This is a genomic window from Serratia sp. CY55921, assembly GCF_052167655.1.
Lineage (GTDB): Bacteria > Pseudomonadota > Gammaproteobacteria > Enterobacterales > Enterobacteriaceae > Serratia > Serratia ureilytica.
In genome coordinates this window covers 258791-279039 of record NZ_JBJNMU010000005.1, presented here as the reverse complement: position 1 = coordinate 279039, position 20249 = coordinate 258791, and the positions used below count along the sequence as shown (strand labels likewise).

21 protein-coding genes are annotated in these 20249 nt (G+C 61.0%); 4 read left to right on the top strand and 17 right to left on the bottom strand.

The window, feature by feature from the left end:
• Positions 1-38 precede the first annotated feature (38 nt).
• A complete protein-coding gene (gene rfaH, locus ACJ8M3_RS20760) occupies positions 39-527 on the top strand; it encodes a transcription/translation regulatory transformer protein RfaH (RefSeq protein WP_089197586.1) in 489 nt (162 codons plus the stop codon).
• A gap of 42 nt (positions 528-569) precedes the next feature.
• Here rfaH and hemB read toward each other — a convergent pair whose 3' ends face one another.
• From hemB to udp, 12 genes are all read right to left on the bottom strand, one after another.
• The gene (gene hemB, locus ACJ8M3_RS20755) at positions 570-1592 is read right to left on the bottom strand and encodes a porphobilinogen synthase (RefSeq protein ID WP_042783470.1); all 1023 of its coding nucleotides are present in this window, start codon (positions 1590-1592) and stop codon (positions 570-572) included.
• A 14-nt stretch (positions 1593-1606) separates the two neighbouring features.
• Entirely contained in the window at positions 1607-2389 is a 783-nt protein-coding gene (gene tatD / locus ACJ8M3_RS20750) for a 3'-5' ssDNA/RNA exonuclease TatD (RefSeq protein ID WP_047575426.1), read from the bottom strand.
• 53 nt (positions 2390-2442) lie between these two features.
• Entirely contained in the window at positions 2443-3213 is a 771-nt protein-coding gene (gene tatC, locus ACJ8M3_RS20745) for a Sec-independent protein translocase subunit TatC (RefSeq protein WP_033644968.1), read from the bottom strand.
• 3 nt (positions 3214-3216) lie between these two features.
• Complete coding sequence (tatB, locus tag ACJ8M3_RS20740) at positions 3217-3774, bottom strand: Sec-independent protein translocase protein TatB (protein WP_033644970.1); 558 nt, start codon at positions 3772-3774, stop codon at positions 3217-3219.
• 3 nt (positions 3775-3777) lie between these two features.
• The gene (gene tatA / locus ACJ8M3_RS20735) at positions 3778-4041 is read right to left on the bottom strand and encodes a Sec-independent protein translocase subunit TatA (RefSeq protein ID WP_004934452.1); all 264 of its coding nucleotides are present in this window, start codon (positions 4039-4041) and stop codon (positions 3778-3780) included.
• An 80-nt stretch (positions 4042-4121) separates the two neighbouring features.
• Complete coding sequence (ubiB, locus tag ACJ8M3_RS20730; protein ID WP_033644971.1) at positions 4122-5753, bottom strand: ubiquinone biosynthesis regulatory protein kinase UbiB; 1632 nt, start codon at positions 5751-5753, stop codon at positions 4122-4124.
• Complete coding sequence (gene ubiJ / locus ACJ8M3_RS20725; protein WP_033644973.1) at positions 5750-6358, bottom strand: ubiquinone biosynthesis protein UbiJ; 609 nt, start codon at positions 6356-6358, stop codon at positions 5750-5752. The genes ubiB and ubiJ overlap by 4 nt, the downstream gene beginning before the upstream one ends.
• 13 nt (positions 6359-6371) lie before the next feature.
• The gene (gene ubiE, locus ACJ8M3_RS20720; protein WP_004934443.1) at positions 6372-7127 is read right to left on the bottom strand and encodes a bifunctional demethylmenaquinone methyltransferase/2-methoxy-6-polyprenyl-1,4-benzoquinol methylase UbiE; all 756 of its coding nucleotides are present in this window, start codon (positions 7125-7127) and stop codon (positions 6372-6374) included.
• A 78-nt stretch (positions 7128-7205) separates the two neighbouring features.
• Entirely contained in the window at positions 7206-8753 is a 1548-nt protein-coding gene (gene rmuC, locus ACJ8M3_RS20715; protein WP_089197585.1) for a DNA recombination protein RmuC, read from the bottom strand.
• Positions 8754-8893: 140 nt separating this feature from the next.
• Positions 8894-9424: a DedA family protein gene (locus ACJ8M3_RS20710; RefSeq protein WP_004934438.1), complete on the bottom strand. Its 531-nt coding sequence runs from the start codon at positions 9422-9424 to the stop codon at positions 8894-8896.
• A 79-nt stretch (positions 9425-9503) separates the two neighbouring features.
• A complete protein-coding gene (locus tag ACJ8M3_RS20705) occupies positions 9504-10286 on the bottom strand; it encodes a tyrosine-protein phosphatase (protein WP_033644975.1) in 783 nt (260 codons plus the stop codon).
• Between the two features lie 294 nt (positions 10287-10580).
• Positions 10581-11342: a uridine phosphorylase gene (gene udp / locus ACJ8M3_RS20700; protein WP_004934432.1), complete on the bottom strand. Its 762-nt coding sequence runs from the start codon at positions 11340-11342 to the stop codon at positions 10581-10583.
• A gap of 487 nt (positions 11343-11829) precedes the next feature.
• Here udp and ACJ8M3_RS20695 point away from each other — a divergent pair, with 487 nt between their 5' ends.
• Positions 11830-12657 (top strand): dienelactone hydrolase family protein, encoded by an 828-nt coding sequence (locus tag ACJ8M3_RS20695; RefSeq protein WP_033644976.1) that lies wholly within the window; start codon positions 11830-11832, stop codon positions 12655-12657.
• A gap of 84 nt (positions 12658-12741) precedes the next feature.
• Here the strand turns inward: ACJ8M3_RS20695 and metE are convergent, their stop codons facing one another.
• Positions 12742-15030, bottom strand: a complete 2289-nt coding sequence (gene metE, locus ACJ8M3_RS20690; protein WP_083223815.1) for a 5-methyltetrahydropteroyltriglutamate--homocysteine S-methyltransferase — start codon at positions 15028-15030, stop codon at positions 12742-12744.
• Between the two features lie 90 nt (positions 15031-15120).
• Between metE and metR the strand changes: the two genes are divergently transcribed.
• Positions 15121-16065 (top strand): HTH-type transcriptional regulator MetR, encoded by a 945-nt coding sequence (gene metR / locus ACJ8M3_RS20685; RefSeq protein ID WP_016929455.1) that lies wholly within the window; start codon positions 15121-15123, stop codon positions 16063-16065.
• Between the two features lie 36 nt (positions 16066-16101).
• Here the strand turns inward: metR and ACJ8M3_RS20680 are convergent, their stop codons facing one another.
• Entirely contained in the window at positions 16102-16962 is an 861-nt protein-coding gene (locus tag ACJ8M3_RS20680) for a carboxylate/amino acid/amine transporter (protein ID WP_164107093.1), read from the bottom strand.
• A gap of 151 nt (positions 16963-17113) precedes the next feature.
• Between ACJ8M3_RS20680 and ACJ8M3_RS20675 the strand changes: the two genes are divergently transcribed.
• On the top strand, positions 17114-17443 hold the full coding sequence (locus ACJ8M3_RS20675) for a hypothetical protein (protein ID WP_033652650.1): 330 nt from the start codon (positions 17114-17116) through the stop codon (positions 17441-17443).
• Here the strand turns inward: ACJ8M3_RS20675 and ACJ8M3_RS20670 are convergent.
• From ACJ8M3_RS20670 to ACJ8M3_RS20660, 3 genes are read right to left on the bottom strand one after another with little or no spacing between them, the layout of a single operon-like run.
• Entirely contained in the window at positions 17424-18380 is a 957-nt protein-coding gene (locus ACJ8M3_RS20670; protein WP_046688061.1) for an AEC family transporter, read from the bottom strand. The two genes, ACJ8M3_RS20675 and ACJ8M3_RS20670, sit on opposite strands and share 20 nt — an antisense overlap.
• Before the next feature lie 60 nt (positions 18381-18440).
• Positions 18441-19178: a glycerophosphodiester phosphodiesterase gene (gene ugpQ / locus ACJ8M3_RS20665; protein WP_342177859.1), complete on the bottom strand. Its 738-nt coding sequence runs from the start codon at positions 19176-19178 to the stop codon at positions 18441-18443.
• The gene (locus ACJ8M3_RS20660; protein WP_033652647.1) at positions 19178-20248 is read right to left on the bottom strand and encodes a sn-glycerol-3-phosphate import ATP-binding protein UgpC; all 1071 of its coding nucleotides are present in this window, start codon (positions 20246-20248) and stop codon (positions 19178-19180) included. The genes ugpQ and ACJ8M3_RS20660 overlap by 1 nt, the downstream gene beginning before the upstream one ends.
• Position 20249 lies beyond the last annotated feature (1 nt).

Here is a 20249-nt window from a genome sequence, read left to right as displayed (position 1 = left end):
TGATATGCTTACCGGCTGACAGAAAGGCATGTGAAATTATGGAATCCTGGTATCTACTTTATTGCAAACGCGGTCAGCTGTTGCGAGCGCAGGAACATCTGGAGCGGCAGCAGGTAAACTGCCTCAGCCCGATCATCACGCTGGAAAAAATCGTGCGTGGTAAGCGCATCGCGGTCAGCGAACCCCTGTTTCCCAATTATCTGTTTGTGGAATTCGACCCGGAGCGCATTCACACCACCACCATCAGCGCCACCCGCGGCGTCAGCCACTTCGTGCGTTTCGGCGCGCTGCCGAGCGTCATCCCGAGCAAGGTGATCGATGAACTGCGCGCGCACACCAGCGAGACCTACGTCGATCCGGAAACCCCGCAGCCGGGCGATACCGTTCTGATCGTCGATGGCGTATTCGAAGGGCTGCAGGCGATCTACACCGAGCCGGACGGCGAGGCCCGCTCGATGCTGTTGCTCAACCTGATCAACAAACAGGTCAGTCAAAGCATCGACAATCGGCAATTCCAGAAAATGTAATGCAAAAAGGCGCCCTCAGGCGCCTTTTTTACGGTATCGCGCTTAGCGGCGCAGCGCTTCTTCATGCAGCCATTGGGCGACACGCTTGGCGAAGTAGGTCAGCACGCCGTCGGCGCCGGCGCGTTTAAAGCACATCAACGACTCCATCACCGCAGGCTGCTCCTGCAGCCAGCCGTTCTGAATCGCCGCCATGTGCATGGCGTACTCACCGGACACCTGATAAGCGAAAGTCGGCACGCCGAAGGTATCCTTCACCCGGCGCACCACATCCAGATAAGGCATGCCCGGTTTCACCATCACCATGTCCGCGCCTTCCTGCAGATCCTGCGCAATCTCTTGCAGCGCTTCATCGCTGTTGGCCGGATCCATCTGATAGGTCTTTTTGTTGCCGCCTTTCAGGTTGCCGCTCGAACCCAGCGCATCGCGGAACGGACCGTAATAGCAGGAAGCGTACTTGGCGGAGTAGGCCATGATCTGGGTGTTCACCAGGCCCTGCAGTTCCAGACGATCGCGGATCGCCCCGATACGGCCGTCCATCATGTCGCTCGGCGCCACGATTTCCGCGCCCGCTTCGGCATGAGACAGCGCCTGACGCACCAGAATGTCTTTGGTCACGTCGTTAATCACGTAGCCCTGCTCATCGATCACCCCGTCCTGACCGTGGGTGGTGTAGGGATCGAGCGCTACGTCGGTCAGAATGCCCAACTCAGGCACCGCGTCTTTCAGCGCGCGCACCGTACGCTGCACCAGCCCTTCCGGGTTATAGGCTTCTTCCGCATGCAGCGACTTCAAGCCCGGTTCAATCACCGGGAACAGGGAGATCACCGGCACGCCGAGTTTGGCGATGGTTTCCGCTTCCTTGACCAGCAGATCGATCGTCATGCGCGATACGCCCGGCATCGAGGCCACTTCTTCCTGGCGGTTGCTGCCTTCCATGACGAACACCGGATAAATCAGGTCATTGACCGTCAGTTGGTTCTCGGCGACCAGACGGCGGCTGAAGTCATGACGGCGCACGCGGCGCATACGGCGACCAGGAAAGGTGCCCGGAAATGCATAGCTCATAGTTTTCTCCTAGCTCAAACCAGCCGGAATAGCCGGCGGGCGTTCTCATCGGTTTTTTGCCCCAGCCATTGCGGCTCTTCCTGCCGCCAGAGGGCGACCTGATGCACGAGGTGGGGCAGGAAACAGGGTTCGTTGCGGCGAGATGCGGGTTTAGGCTGTAAATCCCGGGGCAACAGATAAGGGGCGTCAGTTTCCAGCAGCAGACGCTCGGCCGGGATTTGCGGCAGCAGGGCGCGCAATTCCAGACCGCGCCGCTCGTCGCATACCCAACCGGTAATCCCGATCGACAGGCCCAGCGACAGGCAGCTTGCTAATTCTTCGGCGGTGCCGGTGAAGCAGTGCACCACGGCCGCGGGCAGTTTATCCAACCACGGCGTCAGTAGCTCGGCAAAACGTGCGTGTGCGTCGCGACAGTGAAGAAACACCGGCAGCGCCAACTCCGCCGCCAGCGCCAGTTGCGCGCTGAACGCCGCTTCCTGCTGCTCCGGCGTCGAGAAGTTGCGGTTGAAATCCAGACCGCATTCACCGATCGCCACCACTTCTGGGCCGGCGGCCAGGGCATAAATCTGCTCAGCGCTACGTTCATCCCAGCTGCCGGCGTTATGCGGATGCACACCGGCGGTGGACCAGCAATAGCCCGCATGCTGCTGCGCCAGCATGGCGGCCTCGCGGCTCTCAGGCAGATCGGTGCCGGTAATCAGCATCCCGGTAACGCCCGCCGCGCGGGCGCGCTCCACCACGGTCTCGCGGTCTTTGGCGAATTGGCTGCTGGTGAGGTTAACGCCGATATCAAACATGGTTTTTTCCAAAGCAAAAGCCGCCCTATGGGCGGCTTCGCAATCAATGTGGATCAGGGCGCTGGGGGTTCGTCACCCTCGTCGTCGTCTTCCGCCTGCGGACGGCGTTTGCCGGTATAGAAGCGAGCGAAGAATACCCCCACTTCAAACAGCAGATACATCGGTATCGCCAGCAGGGTTTGCGAGAACACGTCCGGCGGCGTCAACAACATGCCGACCACAAACGCGCCGACCAACACATACGGCCGTTTCTTCTTCAGGTCTTCCGGCGAAGTGACGCCGCTCCAGCACAGCAGAATGATGGCGACCGGCACTTCGAAGGCGACGCCAAACGCCATAAACAGCGCCATGACGAAATCGAGGTAGTTTTTAATGTCGGTCGCAATGGTCACCCCCATCGGCGCGGTCTTGGCGAAGAAGCCGAAGGCCAGCGGGAACACGATGAAGTAGGCGAAGGCCATGCCGAGGTAAAACAACAGGCTGCTGGACACCAGCAACGGCATCATCAGGCGGCGTTCATGCTTGTACAGCGCCGGCGCGATGAATGCCCACACCTGATACAGAATCATCGGCGCGGAGACGAACACCGAAACGATCATGGTCAGCTTGATCGGGGTGAAAAACGGTGACGCCACGTCGGTGGCGATCATGCTCGCGCCGGCCGGCAACTGCTTGAGCAGCGGCGCAGAAACCAGCTGGTAGATGTCGTTGGCGAAAAACACCAGCACCACGAACACCGCCAGTACGCAAATAATCGAGTTCAACAGCCGCTTGCGCAGCTCTATCAGATGACTGATAAGGGGTTGGGTATCTTCAACAGCCATGTATTAACGATCGCCACTAGGTTGGTGAGACGCTGGGGTTTTATCCGCAACAGGTTCGACAGGAGCAGGCGCTGTTTCCACCGGCGCTTTAGCCGGTTGCGCCGCCACTGGCGCAGCCACGACGGCTTCAGGTTCCACTGCCGGTTTTGGCACGGCGGCGGGCGCGCTGGCGCTGGTTGCCGCTTCCGCCGGCGTCACGCCGTCGTGCAAGGCTTCCGGATCGATGGCCTGCGGGTTATGGATGGTGTTCGCCAGCTCTTCTTTCTCGCCCCGGTAGGTGCGTTTCAAGGATTCCGCCGCGTCTTTCAGCTCATCCATCGACGCCTTCAACTCCGGCGTCAGGTTCTGCAGGCCGGCCTGTTCGGCTTTCTTCAGGCTGTCCTGCAGCTCCTGCAGCTTCAGCTCCTGAGACAGTTCGTGCTGCACCGAGGCCGCCAGCGAGCGCAGCGCGCGGATCCAGCCCGATACCGTTCTGACCGCAACCGGCAAGCGTTCCGGCCCCAGAACAACCAGGCCGATCACCAGCACCAGCAGCAGCTCACTAAACCCAATGTCAAACACGGTTTATACCTGCTCTTTGTTCTTCGACTCTTCCGGTTTCACTTCCGGCTGCTTATCGGTAATAGGCTTGGCCGAGAAATCAGCGTCATCCAGGCTGCTTTTTTCAGCCGTGTTGGGGGTCGACGGCGTATCGTCGCCGATCGCTTTTTTGAAGCCCTTGATCGAGGCGCCGAGATCGGAACCCAGCGTGCGCAGTTTTTTGGTGCCGAACAGCAGCACCACGATCACTGCGATGATCAACAATTGCGTAATACTAATACCGCCCATTTTAATTACCTCTAATTTTAAGGGGTCTTTTAAAGCCAGCCCGCATTATAGAGCCGACTTTACCAGAGTAACGAATTAAATCAGGTGGTTCGCTTCCAGCCAATCACCCAGCATACGATGCCGGCGGCCATCATCCAGGCGGGGAACACCTCGATTTGCCCCAGCAGCAACAGCGTGCCGCTTACCAACAGTGTAGCGCCAACGCCGAACAAATAACGTGACTGCCCCTGACGAACCCGCTGAGCCTGCATCTGGTTGGTCAGCTTATCAACGCTTTGTTGCAACAGTTTATGCTGCTGCAGGCTGTCGTAAAACAGCTCGGGCAGCTCGGGCAGTTTCTCCGCCCAGAACGGCGCCTTCTCTTTCAGCGCGCGCACCACGGCGGGAATGCCGACCTGATCGCGCAGCCAACTCTCGAGGAACGGCTTGGCGGTGGTCCACAGATCCAACTGCGGGTAAAGCTGACGCCCCAGCCCTTCAACATACAGCAAGGTCTTCTGCAATAACACCAGCTGCGGCTGCACTTCCATATTGAAGCGGCGCGCGGTGTTGAACAGGTTCAGCAGCACGTTGCCGAAGGAGATCTCCGCCAGCGGCTTCTCGAAAATCGGTTCGCACACGGTACGGATGGCGAATTCGAAGTCTTCCACGTTGGTGTCGCGCGGCACCCAGCCGGAGTCGACGTGCAGTTCCGCCACCTTGCGGTAATCGCGGTTGAAGAAGGCGATGAAGTTTTCCGCCAGATAGCGTTTGTCATCCTTGTTCAACGAACCGACGATGCCGCAGTCGATGCCGATGTAGCAAGGATCTTCCGGATGTTCGTAGCTGACGAAAATATTACCGGGATGCATGTCCGCATGGAAGAAGCTGTCGCGGAATACCTGGGTAAAGAACACCTGAACGCCGCGTTCCGCCAACAGTTTCATGTTGGTGCCCTGCTGCTCCAGCGTGGCGATGTCCGAGACCGGAATGCCGTAGATACGCTCCATCACCAACACGCTTTCGCGGCAGTAGTCGGAGTAAACTTCCGGCACGTACAGCATCGGGCTGCCGTCGAAATTGCGACGCAGCTGAATGGCGTTGGCCGCTTCGCGCAGCAGGTTCAATTCGTCCAGCAGGGTTTTTTCGTACTCGCGCACCACTTCGCGCGGACGCAGGCGGCGGCCGTCCGGCAACAGCTTCGGCACCCAGCCTGCCAGCCGGTACATCAAGCGCACGTCGGCTTTGATAATCGGCCCGATATCCGGCCGGATCACCTTCAGCACCACTTCCTGGCCGGTGGTTTTCAGCCGCGCGGTATGCACCTGCGCGATCGAGGCGGACGCCAGCGGCTGCTGCTCGAAGTCGTCGAACCAGGTTTCCAGCGGGCCGCCCATCGCCAGCTCGATATGCTTGCGCGCCAGCGCACCGTCGAAAGGCGCCACCCGATCCTGCAGCAGCGTCAGCTGATCGGCAATGTGCGGCGGGAACAGATCGCGGCGGGTCGACATCATCTGGCCGAACTTGATCCAGACCGGCCCCAATTCCTGCAGCGCCAGCCGCAGACGTTCGCCCAGCGGTTTGTCCTTGTGCCGATTAGGCATCCAGAACAGCAGCCGGCGGCCGAAGCGCAGCGGCAGCGTCAAACGCATTGTCGGGATCAGCTCGTCCAGCCCATAGCTGAGAAAAACGCGGACGATAAAATACAAACGGCGCAGTTCGCCTGGGGTCATCGCTTGCCCTCCAACTTATCCATGCGGGCAATCAGCGCTTCCGCGCTGCGGGCGAGCGCATCCACTTCTTCATTGAACCACACCACTTCCAGCGGCCCCGGTGCCAGACGCCACTCTTCCGTCAGCGCCTCAGCCATGTCTTGCTGCCGACGCATCAATCCGGCCTTGAGTAACGAAGCACCTTTGCCCAGCGCCTGCGTAATGCCTTGAGCGGCGATATCGCCGATATAGGGCGCCAGCCATTCCGCCGGATCCCACTCCGCCAGATCGAGCAGGCCAACCAGCTGTTGCACCACCTGAATATCCCCTTCCACCGTCAATTCGCCGCTGCGCATCAGCACCGGCAACTGCTGGCGATCGCGCAGCTTCAGTAAGGAGGGAATGCGGCTGCGCACCGTGCAATCGGCGCTGTCTTCAGACTGCCCCAGCACATCCACGCGCAGTTCGCTGAACACCAGCACCAGCGGTGAAGCCAACTCTTCCAGTTCGATGCGCAGCACCTTGCCCGCCAGGCGTTGGCGAGCGGCTTTCATGCTGCGATCGCGAAACAGCAGGTTATTCAGCGAGGTTTCCAGCGCACCGGTCAGCAGAGGGGTAAACAGCATCGGCATCTCCCTCTCAGAACTTGAAGCCGCGATGCAGGGCGACAATCCCACCGGTCAGGTTGAAATAGGTGACGTTTTCAAAACCGGCGTTGCCCATCATGCCCTTCAGGGTTTCCTGATCGGGGTGCATACGGATCGATTCCGCCAGATAGCGATAGCTGTCCGGATCTTTCACTACCAGCTCGCCGATCTTCGGCAGCACGTGGAAAGAGTATGCGTCGTAAGCTTTGCTCAGCGGCGCCAGCAGCGGTTTGGAGAACTCCAGCACCAACAGGCGGCCGCCCGGCTTCAGCACGCGGAACATCGAACGCAGCGCTTTGTCTTTGTCGGTGACGTTACGCAGGCCAAAGGAGATGGTGATGCAATCGAAGTAATTATCCGGGAACGGCAGCGCTTCGGCGTTGGCCTGCACGTAATTGATGTTGCCGACGATGCCGCGATCGCGCAGCTTCTCGCGCCCCATCTTCAGCATCGAATCGTTGATGTCCGCCAGCACCACCTGCCCCTGCTCGCCAACCATGCGGGAGAACTTGGCGGCCAGGTCGCCGGTGCCACCGGCCAGATCCAGCACGCGCTGCCCGCGGCGCACGCCGCTGCAGTCAATGGTGAAACGCTTCCAGATACGGTGGATGCCGAACGACATCAGGTCGTTCATCACGTCATACTTTGCCGCTACCGAATGAAAAACGTCCGCCACCATGGCCTGTTTTTCGTCTCTAGCGACGGTGCGAAAACCGAAATCGGTGGTTTCCTGCGATTGATCTGCCATTGTCCTGCCTGCTATTCAGTCAATTTTGTGTGGATGAGTGTACCAGAAGCCCGAGGAATACCCCACCTCGCCACGGCCTCAGCCGTGCGAAACGAAGCCCGGTTCCCCGGCGGTATCATCATCGTCGTTCGTCTGCGGCAGCGCGGCGACCTCGTCGTCGTTCGCCTCTTCCGCTTCATCGTGTTGCGCGCCGGCTTGCTGCGCCAGCAGCGGGTTGATCGGCCGCTTGACCTCAACCCCCAGCGCGCGGAAACCTTCAATTTGGCCGATAAGATTACCACGGCCTTCGCTCAGTTTGTTCATCGCATGACGATAACTGCCCTGCGCCTTGTCAAGGCTCTGCCCCAGCGCAGACATATCGTCCACGAACAGCCGCATCTTGTCATACAGTTTCGCCGCGCGCTCGGCGATGCGCTGGGCATTCTGGCTCTGATGCTCATAGCGCCACAGGTTGGTTATGGTACGCAGCGCCACCAGCAACGTGGTCGGGCTGACCAGCATGATGTTGTGCTTGAGCGCTTCGCTGATCAGCTCCGGCTCGCGATCGATAGCCAGCAGGAAGGCCGGCTCGACCGGAATGAACATCAGCACATAGTCCAGCGAACGCAGCCCCGGCAGCTGCTGGTAGTCCTTGCGGCCCAGCATGCGAATGTGGCCGCGCAGCGAAGCGATATGTTCGCTCAGCGCCGCTTCGCGCTCCGCCTCGTCTTCACCGTTGAAATAGCGCTCGTAGGCGATCAGCGACATCTTGGCGTCGATCACGACATCCTTGCCCTGCGGCAGGCGCACGATCACATCGGGCTGCATGCGGCTCTGATGATCTACCCGCACGTTGACCTGCGTTTCATACTCGTGCCCTTCGCGCAGGCCGGAGGCCTCCAGCACCCGGCTCAGCACCACTTCACCCCAGTTGCCCTGGGTCTTGTTGTCGCCTTTCAGCGCCTTGGTGAGGTTGATGGCCTCGCGCGCCATCTGCGCATTCAACTGCTGCAGATTGCGTATCTCGTGCGTCAGCGTATGGCGCTCACGCGCCTCCTGGCCAAAGCTGTCCTGCACCTGCCGGCGGAAACCGTCCAGTTGTTCGCGCAGCGGCAGCAGTAACCGATCCAAACTTTGCTTATTTTGCTCGTCCACCTTGCGGCCGCTGTGTTCAAAAATGCGGTTGGCGAGGTTTTCAAACTGGGTGGTGAGGCGCTGTTCGCTGTTGATCAGCAGACGCTGCTTCTCCTCCGCCGCCATGCGCGTCTCTTCCAGACGGATGGTGACTTCGCGCAGCTCGGCCTCCTGCGCGCTGTTCACCTCGCGCTGGGCGCGCAGCTCTTGGTTGAGCAGCTCGCATTCGTTGCGCCAATGGTTGAGCTGTTGCAGTTTTTCATGTCCGGCCGCCAGCTGGCTGTGCAGGTTGCGCAGCTCCAGCTCGTTCTGGCGCGACTGCTGTTCGTGGCGCTGCTGGGCCTCCTGCCGCACGGCCATCTCCTGCTGCGCCTGCTGCAACGCTTGCTCCAGCAACCGCAGTTCGGTTTCATGTTGCGCGTTCGTCTGCTGCACTCGCAGACTGGCGATCAGCCACCCTAACAGCATGCCGATCGCGACGCCGCCAATCCCATAAATCAGACTGGTATCCACCCTGCCTCCTGTTGCACCTTGCCGTTCCGGCGTTTCGCACGCCCATTGCCCGTCACGTTAAGGGGAGGCTGTATGGATGTCCAGCCTGATTTTGCCCGCCGCGCACAATATTGCGCGGCGCTGCGCAATTTAGCGAGAAATCAGCCCAGCCACTGGCTGAGCCACTTGATGCCGAACGCCCCCGGCGCCAGAATGCCGAACGCCCAGATCATCGCCGACGTGACGTTGGCCAACTGGAAGTAGCGCTGCGGCATGCCGCAAATGCCCCCCACCAGCGGCACCACGGCGCGCAGCGGGCCGAAGAAGCGGCCAATGAAAATGCCCAGCACGCCCCAGCGCTCAAAGAAGGCGTGGCCGCGCGCCAGCAGCTGCGGATTGCGCGACAGCGGCCACATATGGGCCACCCGATCCTGATAGTGGTAGCCGATCCAGTACGAGAGCCAGTCGCCGAAAAACGCCCCGGCGGCGGCGGCGGCCCAAATCGGCCAAAAGGCGATGCCGCTTTCGCCGATCAGCGCGCCCAGCGCCAGCAGGATCACCGTGGCCGGCAGCAGCAGCGACAAAAACGCCAGCGACTCGCCGAACGCCAGGAAGAAGATGATGGGAATGGCCCAGCCTTCGTGCTGACGCACGACGTCGCTGACCCAGTTAATAACGTCATTGAGGCTCAATGCGGGGCTCCTGATACGCGATGGTTCGCCGCCTAGGATAAGCCGGGGCGAGTTAAACCCCGGCTAAACACGCGGCAATTTACTCGAGGTAGAACGCCCGCAGCACTTCGCGCTGGGCCGCGCCCAGGCCGTATTCCGCTTCCAGCCAGCGGTCGGTGGAGCCGTATTGTTGGCGGATGCAGCCCAGCGCCGTCATCAGGAACTCCTCGCGCGCGCTGAGCACGTAGGCAAATTGCTCCAGCGCCGCCGCATTCAACTTGATAGACAGCTGATCCAGCATCTGCTCGCGGAAAGCGGCCAGCGTGGTTTCGGTCAGCAGATAGTCTTCCAGCACCGTCGCTTCGTCGGCCCCCAGCGCGAACAGCACCAGCGCCGAACCGACCCCGGTGCGATCCTTGCCGACCGCGCAGTGTTGCACGATTGCGCCGCCGCCGGGGTTGCTCAACAGCTGCGCCAACCGCTGATAGGCCGCATTGCCGAACGGCAGGCGGCGATACAGCTCCAGCATGAACGCCCGGGCGTCGAAAGCGGCCAGCGTTTCGTTGGTGAGCTTTTCCAGGTTGGCGTTGACTTCGCTGCTCAGCGGGTTGGCCGGCACGTGGTGATAGTCGGCGCCATTCCACAGAATATCCGGTTTGGCCTGCACTTCGTCGGCATCGCGGTAGTCCAGCACCGAACGCACCGGCACCCCAGCGAGGAAAGTGCAGTCGTTTTCCGTCAGCCGCTCGAGAGAACCGGAGCGGAACAGCAGGCCGCGTTTGATGCGGCGCCCGTCGGCCACGCCGTTGCCGCCGAAGTCACGGAAGTTAATGCCGCCGTCGAGCGGCGCAAGCGAAGGATGAAGCAGGATCTGGGCGGTCATAAACGTCCTCGTTGTTTTTGTTCTGACAACGCGCGGCAGCCATCGGCGCAGCGCTGAGGAGTATCACCGTAACAGATTAGCCGCGAATGGAAAAACGGACCGCGTCGGCGGCCCGTTCAGTCCGTTGACAAAGGAGGAAAAAACGCGGTTTTTCCTCCTTTGTGGTCATCAGCCGAAAATCAATGAATTGATTTTCCCTGTTTGTTATCCGCTGCTTTCTGCAAACCGGGCAATGGCATGAGGTTTGTCATCAATCTCAACGGACCGCGTCGGCGGCCCGTTGAGGGAAGGCGATTACAGCAGACGGCGGGCGGCGTCCACCACGATCTGCACCGCTTTGCTTTCGGTGTTTTTCATGGTCTCGGCGTTCGGGATCTCTTGCTGGGTGCGGTTGACGATCACCCCAGCCACCATGCCGGCGCGCAGGCCCTGGCTGGCGCACATGGTCAGCAGCGTGGCAGATTCCATTTCATAGTTCATCACGCCCATCGCCTGCCACTCTTCCATCGAGCCTTTGAAACGACTAACGACGCGGCCAGAGTAGGTATCGTAACGTTCCTGGCCCGGATAGAAGGTATCGGAAGAGGCGGTCACACCAATGTGCGTGGTAGCGCCGCTGGCCTTGGCCGCTTCCACCAGCGCGGTGGTGCAGGCGAAGTCCGCGACCGCCGGGAACTCCATCGGCGCAAAGTGCAGGCTGGCGCCGTCGAGGCGTACCGCTGCCGTAGTCACCAGTACGTCGCCGACGTTGATGTTCGCCTGAATGGCGCCGGTGGTGCCGATACGCAGGAAGGTGCGGATGCCCAGCTGCGCCAGCTCTTCCACCGCGATAGAGGTAGACGGGCCGCCGATGCCGGTGGAGCAGACGATCACCGCCTTGCCATCCAGCTCTGCGCGCCAGGTGGTGAATTCACGATGGGAGGCCAGATGCACCGGATTTTCCATCAGCTTGGCAATTTTCTCTACGCGCTGCGGATCGCCCGGCACGATGGCAAGCTGGGCCCCTTGTAAATCGTTCTTGGTGAGGCCGAGATGAAAAACATCAGACTGAGACATACGAGACTCCTCATGGATCATGTTTATTGGGAGGAACAAAAAAGCACTCTACTGAAAATCGCCGCTTAATTTCGTGACGATAGTCACTATGAAAAGAGAAACAAATTACATGCTACATATTTTTTGTGATTTTTATCACAAAAAAGCACTGCAAGGCATCCAGAACGTACCGCTAAACCTCAGTCTAGCCGACAAACCTTGCCGCTCCCTGCCTGTTGATTGCCGGCTGAAACTATTTAGCTCATCAATTCGAAATACCCCCATCTTATCGGTTGCTTAGGGACAAAAAAGCCCTCTAACGCACCTTATGGCACTTACGCGGGCCAAAACGCGTAATAACATGATAAAAAGCGCTTAAAAATGCCGTAAAGCCAGATAATTAGCCGTTTTTTATCGACTTGTCCGAAAGTGCGCCACGCGGCGCCAATAATGGGTAATCTTTCCTATAGTTAATCTCAGCGCTTTTTTCTATTGCACGGAGACCGCAATGAAAACCGAACATGTGATGACATTAGAACAGGCTCAGGGAGGATTCGCCCCGGCCGCCGCGCCGGTAGCCGCCTCCGCGATTATCACCGATGAACAGGGCATTCACGCCGGGCAAACGACTATTCCTTCCCAGGGAGACGCGCTGCCGGCCTACGTCGCCAAACCCGCCGACCACAACGGCCCCTTCCCCATCGTGCTGGTGGTGCAGGAAATCTTCGGCGTCCATGAACATATTCAGGATCTGTGCCGCCGTCTGGCCAAACAGGGCTATCTGGCGATTGCTCCCGAGCTCTATTTCCGCCAGGGCGACGCCAACGACTACACCGATATCGGCGAGCTGTTCCAGCAGCTGGTGACCAAGGTGCCGGATCGTCAGGTGCTGTCGGATCTGGATCACGCCGCGCACTGGGCTATCCGCCACGGCGGCGACGCCGGCAAGCTGGCGATCACCGGTTTTTGCTGGGGCGGCCGAATTACCTGGCTGTACGCGGCGCACAACCCGCAGTTAAAAGCGGCCGTCGCCTGGTACGGCAAACTGGTGGGTGAAAAAACGCTGAATTCGCCGAAGCATCCGGTCGATATCGCCACGCACTTGTCAACGCCAGTGCTGGGGCTGTATGGCGGGCAGGACAGCGGTATTCCGCTGGATACGGTGGAAAACATGCGTCAGGCGATCCGCGCCGCCAACGCCGATGCCGAAATCGTGGTGTATCCTGGCGTCGGGCACGCATTCAACGCCGACTATCGCCCCAGCTACAACGCCGAAGCGGCGGAAGACGGCTGGCAGCGCATGCTGGCGTGGTTCGCCCAGCACGGCGTCAAGTAATCCTCCTCGCATAAAAAAGGGCGCCGAAGCGCCCAATCATCACACCAGTAAATCTATCTGCGGCGGTTTACCCGCCGCGCGGCATCACGCGTGCTCGCGCAGGCGCTGCGCCGCCAATACCATGTTGGCTAGCGACTGCCGGGTTTCCGGCCAACCGCGAGTTTTCAGGCCGCAATCGGGGTTGACCCACAGGCGTTCCGCCGGGATGTTCTGCGCCGCTTTACGCAGCAGCGCTTCGATCCATTCCACGCTCGGCACGTTCGGCGAGTGGATATCGTAGACGCCCGGCCCGATTTCGTTCGGGTATTCGAACTCTTTGAAGGCTTCCAGCAGATCCATATCGGAACGCGAGGTCTCGATGGTGATCACGTCGGCGTCCAGCGCGGCGATGGAGTCCATAATGTCGTTGAACTCGCAGTAACACATGTGGGTGTGGATCTGGGTGTCATCCTGCGCCACGGCGGCGTTCAATTTGAAGGCGTCCACCGCCCAGTTCAGGTAGGCGGCCCAGTCGGATTGTCGCAGCGGCAGCCCCTCGCGCAGCGCAGGTTCGTCGATCTGAATGATGCCGATGCCGGCTTTTTCCAAATCCTCTACCTCGTCGCGCAGCGCCAGCGCAATCTGCTTGGCGATCACTTCGCGGGTCACGTCTTCACGCGGGAACGACCAGCACAGGATGGTCACCGGCCCGGTCAACATGCCTTTCACCGGCTTGTCGGTCAACGACTGGGCGAATTTGGCCCATTCGACGGTAATGGCTTCCGGGCGGCTGACGTCACCGATGATCACCGGCGGCTTCACGCAGCGGGAACCGTAGCTCTGCACCCAACCATTCTGGGTAAACACGAAGCCGTCGAGGTTCTCACCGAAATATTCCACCATGTCGTTGCGCTCGGCTTCACCGTGCACCAGTACGTCCAACCCGAGGCGCTCCTGCTCGACGATCGCCTGTTTGATGTGCTCACCGATGCTGGTGCGGTAGTTGCTGCCGTCCAAACGGCCCTGTTTGAAGTCCAGACGCAGGCCGCGGATTTCGGTGGTCTGTGGAAACGAACCGATGGTCGTCGTCGGCCAGGCCGGCAGCTTGAAACGCTCGCGCTGCGCCCTGGCGCGCTCGGCGTACGCGCTGCGGCGTTCGCAGTCCTGCGCGGTGATCGCGGCCAGACGGCGCTCAACCTGTGGGTTATGCACGCGGTTCGACTGGCGACGGGCGCGGATCGGCGCGCTGTAGGCGTCCAGCTCGGCCTGTTTCGTCGCGTCAGGCGCGTTCAGCGCCGAGCTCAACAGCGCCAGCTCGGCGCATTTTTGCAGGGCGAAGGCGAACCAGCTTTTCACTTCTTCGTCCAGACGGCTTTCCACGCTCAGATCGATCGGGCTGTGCAGCAGTGAACAGGAGGTGCCGATCCACAGCGGGCGCTGCCCCACCAGCGGCTGCAGACGTTCGAACCATCGGCTCAGATCGGCGCGCCAAACGTTGCGGCCGTTGATCACGCCCAGCGACAGCAGCCAGTCTTGCGGCAATGCGGCGCTCAGCGCGGCGATATCGTCATGGCCGGCGACCAGATCGACGTGCAGCCCCTGCACCGGCAGCGTGCGAATGGTGTCGAGGTTGTGGCCGACGCTGTCGAAATACGTGGTCAACAGCAACTTAACCTGCCCCTGCAACGCGTCATACGCCGGTTTGAAGGCGTCCAGCCAGGCTTGCGGCAGCTCCAGCACCAGCGCAGGTTCGTCGATTTGCACCCACTCGACGCCGCGCTTCGCCAGCTCCGCCAGCACCTGCTGGTAAACCGGCAGGATCTCTTTCAGCAGCGACAGGCGGTCGAACGGCTCGCCCTTCACTTTACCCAACCACAGATAAGTCACTGGGCCAAGCAACACCGGCTTGATGTGATGCCCCAGCGCCAGCGCTTCGTCCACTTCGTCCAGCAGTTGGGTCCAGCCCAGCTTGAACTGCTGGCCTTGCTGGAATTCGGGCACCATGTAGTGGTAGTTGGTATTGAACCATTTGGTCATTTCCGCCGCGGCCGCCGGCTCGCCGGTCGGTGCGCGGCCACGGCCGATGCGGAACAGCGTGTCCAGATCAATAGAGCCATCCGCATTCTGATGGCGCGCCGGCACGTTGCCCAGCAGCAGGCTGGTGGTCAACACATGATCGTACCAGGCGAAATCGCCGACCGGCACCAAATCCACCCCGGCCTGCCGTTGCTGCTGCCAATGACGAGCGCGCAGCTCGCGGCCAACCGCCAACAGCTCTTCCTGCGTTGAGTTGCCGGCCCAGTAGCTTTCCTGAGCTTTTTTCAGCTCACGTCGTAGCCCAACGCGAGGAAAACCCAGTGTGTGATTCAAAATTGCCATCGTCATATTCCCCATTTAGCCGTCCAGATGTTTACACATCCATAATCAGCAGGTACTGTATTAACCACAAGCGCAATTTATTCACTGTCAATGTGAAGGACTCTCATGATCGAACTGAAACATTTACGGACGCTGCAGGCTCTGCGCAACAGCGGTTCGTTGGCGGGGGCGGCGGCCCAACTTCATCAGACGCAGTCTGCCCTGTCGCACCAGTTCAGCGATCTTGAACAACGTCTGGGCTTCAAGCTGTTCGTGCGCAAGAGCCAGCCCCTGCGCTTCACCGCCCAGGGCGAGATCCTGCTGCAGCTGGCGGAACAGGTGCTGCCGCAGATCCAGCAGGCGCTGCAGGCCTGCCACGAGCCGCATCAAACCACGCTGCGCATCGCCATCGAATGCCACAGCTGCATTCAGTGGCTAACGCCGGCGCTGGACAACTTCCGCCAGCGTTTCCCGCAGGTGGTGATGGACTTCACCTCCGGCGTCACTTTCGATCCGCAGCCGGCCCTGCAACAGGGCGAGCTGGATCTGGTGATGACGTCGGATATCCTGCCGCGCAGCGGCCTGCACTATTCGCCGATGTTCGATTTTGAGGTGCGTCTGGTGCTGGCGCCGGATCATCCGCTCGCCGGCAAGCCGCACATCGAGCCGGAAGACTTGAGCGATGAAACGCTGTTGATTTACCCGGTGCAGCGCCAGCGGCTGGATATCTGGCGGCATTTCCTGCAGCCGGCGGGCGTCAACCCGGCGTTGAAGAACGTCGATAACACGCTGCTGCTGATCCAGATGGTCTCGGCGCGGATGGGGATTGCGGCGCTGCCGCATTGGGTGGTGGAGAGTTTCGAACGTCAGGGGCTGGTGGTGACCAAAACCCTGGGTGACGGCCTGTGGAGCCGCCTGTACGCCGCCGTGCGCGACGGCGAACAGCGCCAGGCGGTGACCGAAGCCTTTATCCGCTCGGCCCGCCAGCACGCCTGCGATCATCTGCCGTTTGTACGCGATGCCGCACGCCCCGGCGCGACCGGCGCCAAAGCATTGGCGGCCGGCGTATAAACATTCGGGCCCCCCGTTCCGGGGTGGCCCACTCGTTTAGCCAAGCTGTTTCGGCGCTACCCAGCGGCGATGCACCCACAGCGAAGCGACGATCACCGCCCCACCGATGATAAAGCTCGGCCAGTGCGGCTGCTGTTGCCAGATGGCCAGATTGACCAACAAACCGGCCGGCACATGCATATTGTTCATGATGCCGAGCGTGCCCGCATCGACCTGAGTCGCGCCATAGTTCCACATGAAATAGCCCAGCCCCGACGCCACCACGCCCAGCCAGATCAGCACGCCCCACTGCAGATTGGTGGTTGGCAGCTGCTGCGGATTGCCCCACAGGAACCAGGCCACCACCGCCACCGCCGCCGCCCCCAGGTAGAACCAGGAAAAGGCGGTGTGCTGCGGCAAGGGGTGCACTTCCATCAGGCGCTTATAGCCGACCATGCCGATGGCGAAGCTGATGTTCGCCGCCTGCACCAGCAACAGCCCCCACCAGAAGTGTTCGCTCAGTTGGTGATAGCGAATGATGGCCGCGCCCAGCACCGCCAGCAGCGCGCTGAAGGCGTAGCCCCAGCGCAGGCGCCGGCCGCTCAGCAAGTCGTAGATCAGCGTGATGTACAATGGCGTCAGCACGGTGAACAACAGGAACTCCGGCACCGTCAGATAGAGATAAGCGCGGAAGCTGATGAGGTACATGATGCCCAGCTGGAAGGCGCCCACCAGCATATACAGCAGGATCACCTTGAGTTTGATGTTGCGCCAGCGCAGGAACGGCAGGAACACCAGCGCCGCCAGCCCGATGCGCATCAGCACCGAGAACCAGCTGTCGACATGGCCCGCCAAATATTCGCCGATCAGGCTGAAAGAGAACGCCCACAGAATGGTGGTGATAACCAAGAGCAGCACGATGGGTTCATCCTAACAATTCATAAACCGCGATTGTAACGGAAGATGGACGCATAAGGGGATGAAAGGCGGTTTACATCTGAACAAAATACAAACTACCGGCAAAATTTCACCGCTGAGTTAGGCTTAATAAAAAGGCGAGGTAACCATCATGAAAACTTCTCACATTCTGTTCGCTCTGCTGTTGCTGCCTGGGTTGGCGGCGGCGGCCAACGGCGTAACCGACCTGCGCTCACAGCAGCAGTTACTCAACCAAAACAGCCAGCAGGCGCAACAACAGCGCTTGTTGAACAACCGGCAGATGGATCAACGCCGCCTGCAGCAGCAGCGACAGTTCGACAATCAACGGCAACAGCTGTTGCAAACCGCGCCGAACGGCGGGCAACTACTGCCTAACGGCAACCAGCCGCGCGATCCGTTCAATCGCACCGCGCCGGCGGTGCCGCAGGCGCCGATGCCGGCTACGCCCGCACGCCCATAACGGTGAGGATCAGCGGCGTGGTGATCGCCGCCAGCACGGTGGACATCACCAGGCTGGTGGCGGCCGGGCCGGTGAGCGTATTGAACTGGCGCGACATCAGGTAGACGTTCACCCCCACCGCCATTGAGCCCAACAGCACCACCACGCGGGTCTCCATCGGCGGCAGATCCATCATCCAGGCCAGCAGCCAAATCACCAACGGCTGCACCAGCAACTTCAGCACGCAGATGGCGCTGCTCAGCTGCCAGCCTTCGCTGATGCGATACTCCGCCAGGCCCATGCCGAGCACCACCAGCGACAGCGGTGCCGCCACCTGGCCGAGCATGCTGACCGGCCGATCGACGAAGGCCGGCAGCGGCAGGCCGGTCAGGCTGAACAGGGTGCCGGACAGGATGCCGACGATCAACGGGTTGGTCAGCACGCTGCGGGCGGTTTTGGCAAAGCCGCTCAGCGTCGGCGAGCCGTTGCGCGCCCATTCGATCGACACCGTCACCAGCGTCCACAGGATCAGGCCGTTGAACACCAGCACCAGCGCTACCGACGGGATCGCCGCCTGCCCCAGCATCACGCTGGCGATCGGTAAACCGAGCATCACGTTATTGGAGAAAATACCGCCCAGCGCAAACACCGAACCAGCGACCCCATCCAGCCGGAAGAGGTGCCGGGCGACCAGGCGGCCGAGCACGAACACCAGCAGGCAACTGCCGAAGAACGCGATCAGCAGCCGGGCGTCGACCGCCGGGCGCTGCGAGAAATCGCACATCATGCGAAACAGCATGGCGGGCAAAGCGAGGGAAAACACGAAGCGCGTCAGGCCATCGGTGATGCTGGAAGGCCATTTCCCCCAGCGAATCAGCCCATAACCCAACGCGATCAGGACGAACAGCGGTAAAGACAGCACGATCTGGTGCCACAGTGACAGGATAAAGCCAGGCATCGCATTCCTTCCGGTGGTGCGGCGGCAAGGCTTGTCGTCGCGGGATTCATCGGCGCCGGATTAAAAATCCGGGCCAATCAAATCTATCCGGTCGGTGCAAATGCAGTCAACGCCCCAATCGAGCAACAGGCGCGCGCGATCCGCTTGGTTGACGGTATACACCAGAATGCGCAGCCCGGCGTCTTTCAACGCTTTCACCCGCTCGGCGGTCAGCGCTTTGTGATCGATATGCAGCGAGACGCAATCCAGACGCTCCGTCAGCTCGCGCCAGTTGTCGTCCCAGTCCTCCAGCAGCAGGCCGCGCGGCAAGTCCGGCACGGTGCGCTGCGCCGCCGCCAGCGCTTCGACCGAGAAAGAAGAGAGCAGCGGGTCGGTCTGCCCTTGCCACAGCAGCCGCGCCGCCAGCGCCACCACCCGGCCGGTTTCATCGTCGCTGCCGGTGGTCGGTTTGATCTCGATATTGGCCATCAGGCCATGTTCCTGGCAGCGTTCCGCCACCTCCGACAACAGCGGCAGCCGCTCGCCCTTGAAGGCCGAGCTGTACCAGTTGCCGGCATCCAGCTGCACCAGTTTGTCCCACGGCAGCTCGCCCGCCACGCCCCAACCGTTGCTGGTGCGATCCAGCGTGTCGTCGTGCAGCAGGAAAATTTGCCCGTCCTGCGCCAGCTTGGCATCGAACTCGATCATCTTGTGGCCGTGGCGCGCGCCGACGTCGATCGCCGCCAGGGTGTTTTCCGGCGCCAGAGAACCGCCGCCGCGGTGGGCGACGATATGAGGGTAAGGCCAGGGTCTAGTCATCAATCCATCCGTAATCCGCTGTGGGTGTCAAAGAAGTGCAGCGCCTGAGCAGGCAGCTGCAAATATAGCGTACTGCCCGCCGCCGGCAAGGTTTCATGCGACAGCCGCGCGATCACCCCGTGCCCGCCCCACTGGCCGTGCGCCAGATTGTCGGCCCCCAGCAGTTCCAGCGTCTGCAGCTGCAGCGGCACGCCCTGGCCTTGCGCCACCAGCTGAATATGCTCCGGCCGAACGCCCAACGTCAACGACCGCCCCGCCCACTGCGGCTTGGCCGCCGGCAACGGCAGCGCCATGCCGTCCGCCAGCAGCAGCTGGCCGCCGTCGGCACTGAGGGTGCCGGGCAGCAGGTTCATCGCCGGCGATCCGATAAAGCCGGCGACAAACAGCGAAGCCGGCCGTTGGTACACTTCACTCGGGGTGCCGATCTGCTCCGCCACGCCCTTGTTCATTACGATCACCCGCTGCGCCAGCGTCATCGCCTCCACCTGATCGTGGGTGACGTACAGGCTGGTGGTTTTCAGACGACGATGCAGCTGTTGCAGCTCCAGGCGCATCTGCACCCGCAGCTTGGCGTCCAGGTTGGACAGCGGCTCATCGAACAGGAATACCGCCGGTTCGCGCACGATAGCGCGCCCCATCGCCACGCGCTGGCGCTGGCCGCCGGAAAGTTCGCGCGGTTTGCGTTTGAGCAGCGGCTCCAGCTCCAGGATGCGCGCCGCCTCCTCCACCCGCTGGCGGATATGCTCCTTGCCGAAACCGCGGATCTTGAGGCCGTAGGCCATGTTGTCGTACACGCTCATGTGCGGATAGAGCGCGTAGTTCTGGAACACCATCGCGATGCCGCGATCCTTGGGCTCCAGATCGGTCACGCGCCGGGTATCGATATAGATATCGCCGCTGGTGGTGCGTTCCAGCCCGGCCACCATCCGCAGCAGCGTGGATTTGCCGCAGCCGGACGGGCCGACCATCACGATGAATTCGCCGTCCGCCACATCGAGGTCGATCTGTTTGATCACCGGCGTTTTACCGTCGTAAGACTTGGTGACCGCCTGTAGTTTTAATCCTGCCATC

Coding starts and splice junctions, on each gene's coding strand:
- rfaH (WP_089197586.1), top strand. CDS start 39: ATGGAATCCTGGTATCTACTTTATTGCAAACGCGGTCAGCTGTTGCGA.
- hemB (WP_042783470.1), bottom strand. CDS start 1,592: ATGAGCTATGCATTTCCGGGCACCTTTCCTGGTCGCCGTATGCGCCGC.
- tatD (WP_047575426.1), bottom strand. CDS start 2,389: ATGTTTGATATCGGCGTTAACCTCACCAGCAGCCAATTCGCCAAAGAC.
- tatC (WP_033644968.1), bottom strand. CDS start 3,213: ATGGCTGTTGAAGATACCCAACCCCTTATCAGTCATCTGATAGAGCTG.
- tatA (WP_004934452.1), bottom strand. CDS start 4,041: ATGGGCGGTATTAGTATTACGCAATTGTTGATCATCGCAGTGATCGTG.
- ubiB (WP_033644971.1), bottom strand. CDS start 5,753: ATGACCCCAGGCGAACTGCGCCGTTTGTATTTTATCGTCCGCGTTTTT.
- ubiJ (WP_033644973.1), bottom strand. CDS start 6,358: ATGCTGTTTACCCCTCTGCTGACCGGTGCGCTGGAAACCTCGCTGAAT.
- ubiE (WP_004934443.1), bottom strand. CDS start 7,127: ATGGCAGATCAATCGCAGGAAACCACCGATTTCGGTTTTCGCACCGTC.
- ACJ8M3_RS20705 (WP_033644975.1), bottom strand. CDS start 10,286: ATGACCGCCCAGATCCTGCTTCATCCTTCGCTTGCGCCGCTCGACGGC.
- udp (WP_004934432.1), bottom strand. CDS start 11,342: ATGTCTCAGTCTGATGTTTTTCATCTCGGCCTCACCAAGAACGATTTA.
- ACJ8M3_RS20695 (WP_033644976.1), top strand. CDS start 11,830: ATGAAAACCGAACATGTGATGACATTAGAACAGGCTCAGGGAGGATTC.
- metE (WP_083223815.1), bottom strand. CDS start 15,030: ATGGGGAATATGACGATGGCAATTTTGAATCACACACTGGGTTTTCCT.
- metR (WP_016929455.1), top strand. CDS start 15,121: ATGATCGAACTGAAACATTTACGGACGCTGCAGGCTCTGCGCAACAGC.
- ACJ8M3_RS20675 (WP_033652650.1), top strand. CDS start 17,114: ATGAAAACTTCTCACATTCTGTTCGCTCTGCTGTTGCTGCCTGGGTTG.
- ACJ8M3_RS20670 (WP_046688061.1), bottom strand. CDS start 18,380: ATGCCTGGCTTTATCCTGTCACTGTGGCACCAGATCGTGCTGTCTTTA.
- ugpQ (WP_342177859.1), bottom strand. CDS start 19,178: ATGACTAGACCCTGGCCTTACCCTCATATCGTCGCCCACCGCGGCGGC.
- ACJ8M3_RS20660 (WP_033652647.1), bottom strand. CDS start 20,248: ATGGCAGGATTAAAACTACAGGCGGTCACCAAGTCTTACGACGGTAAA.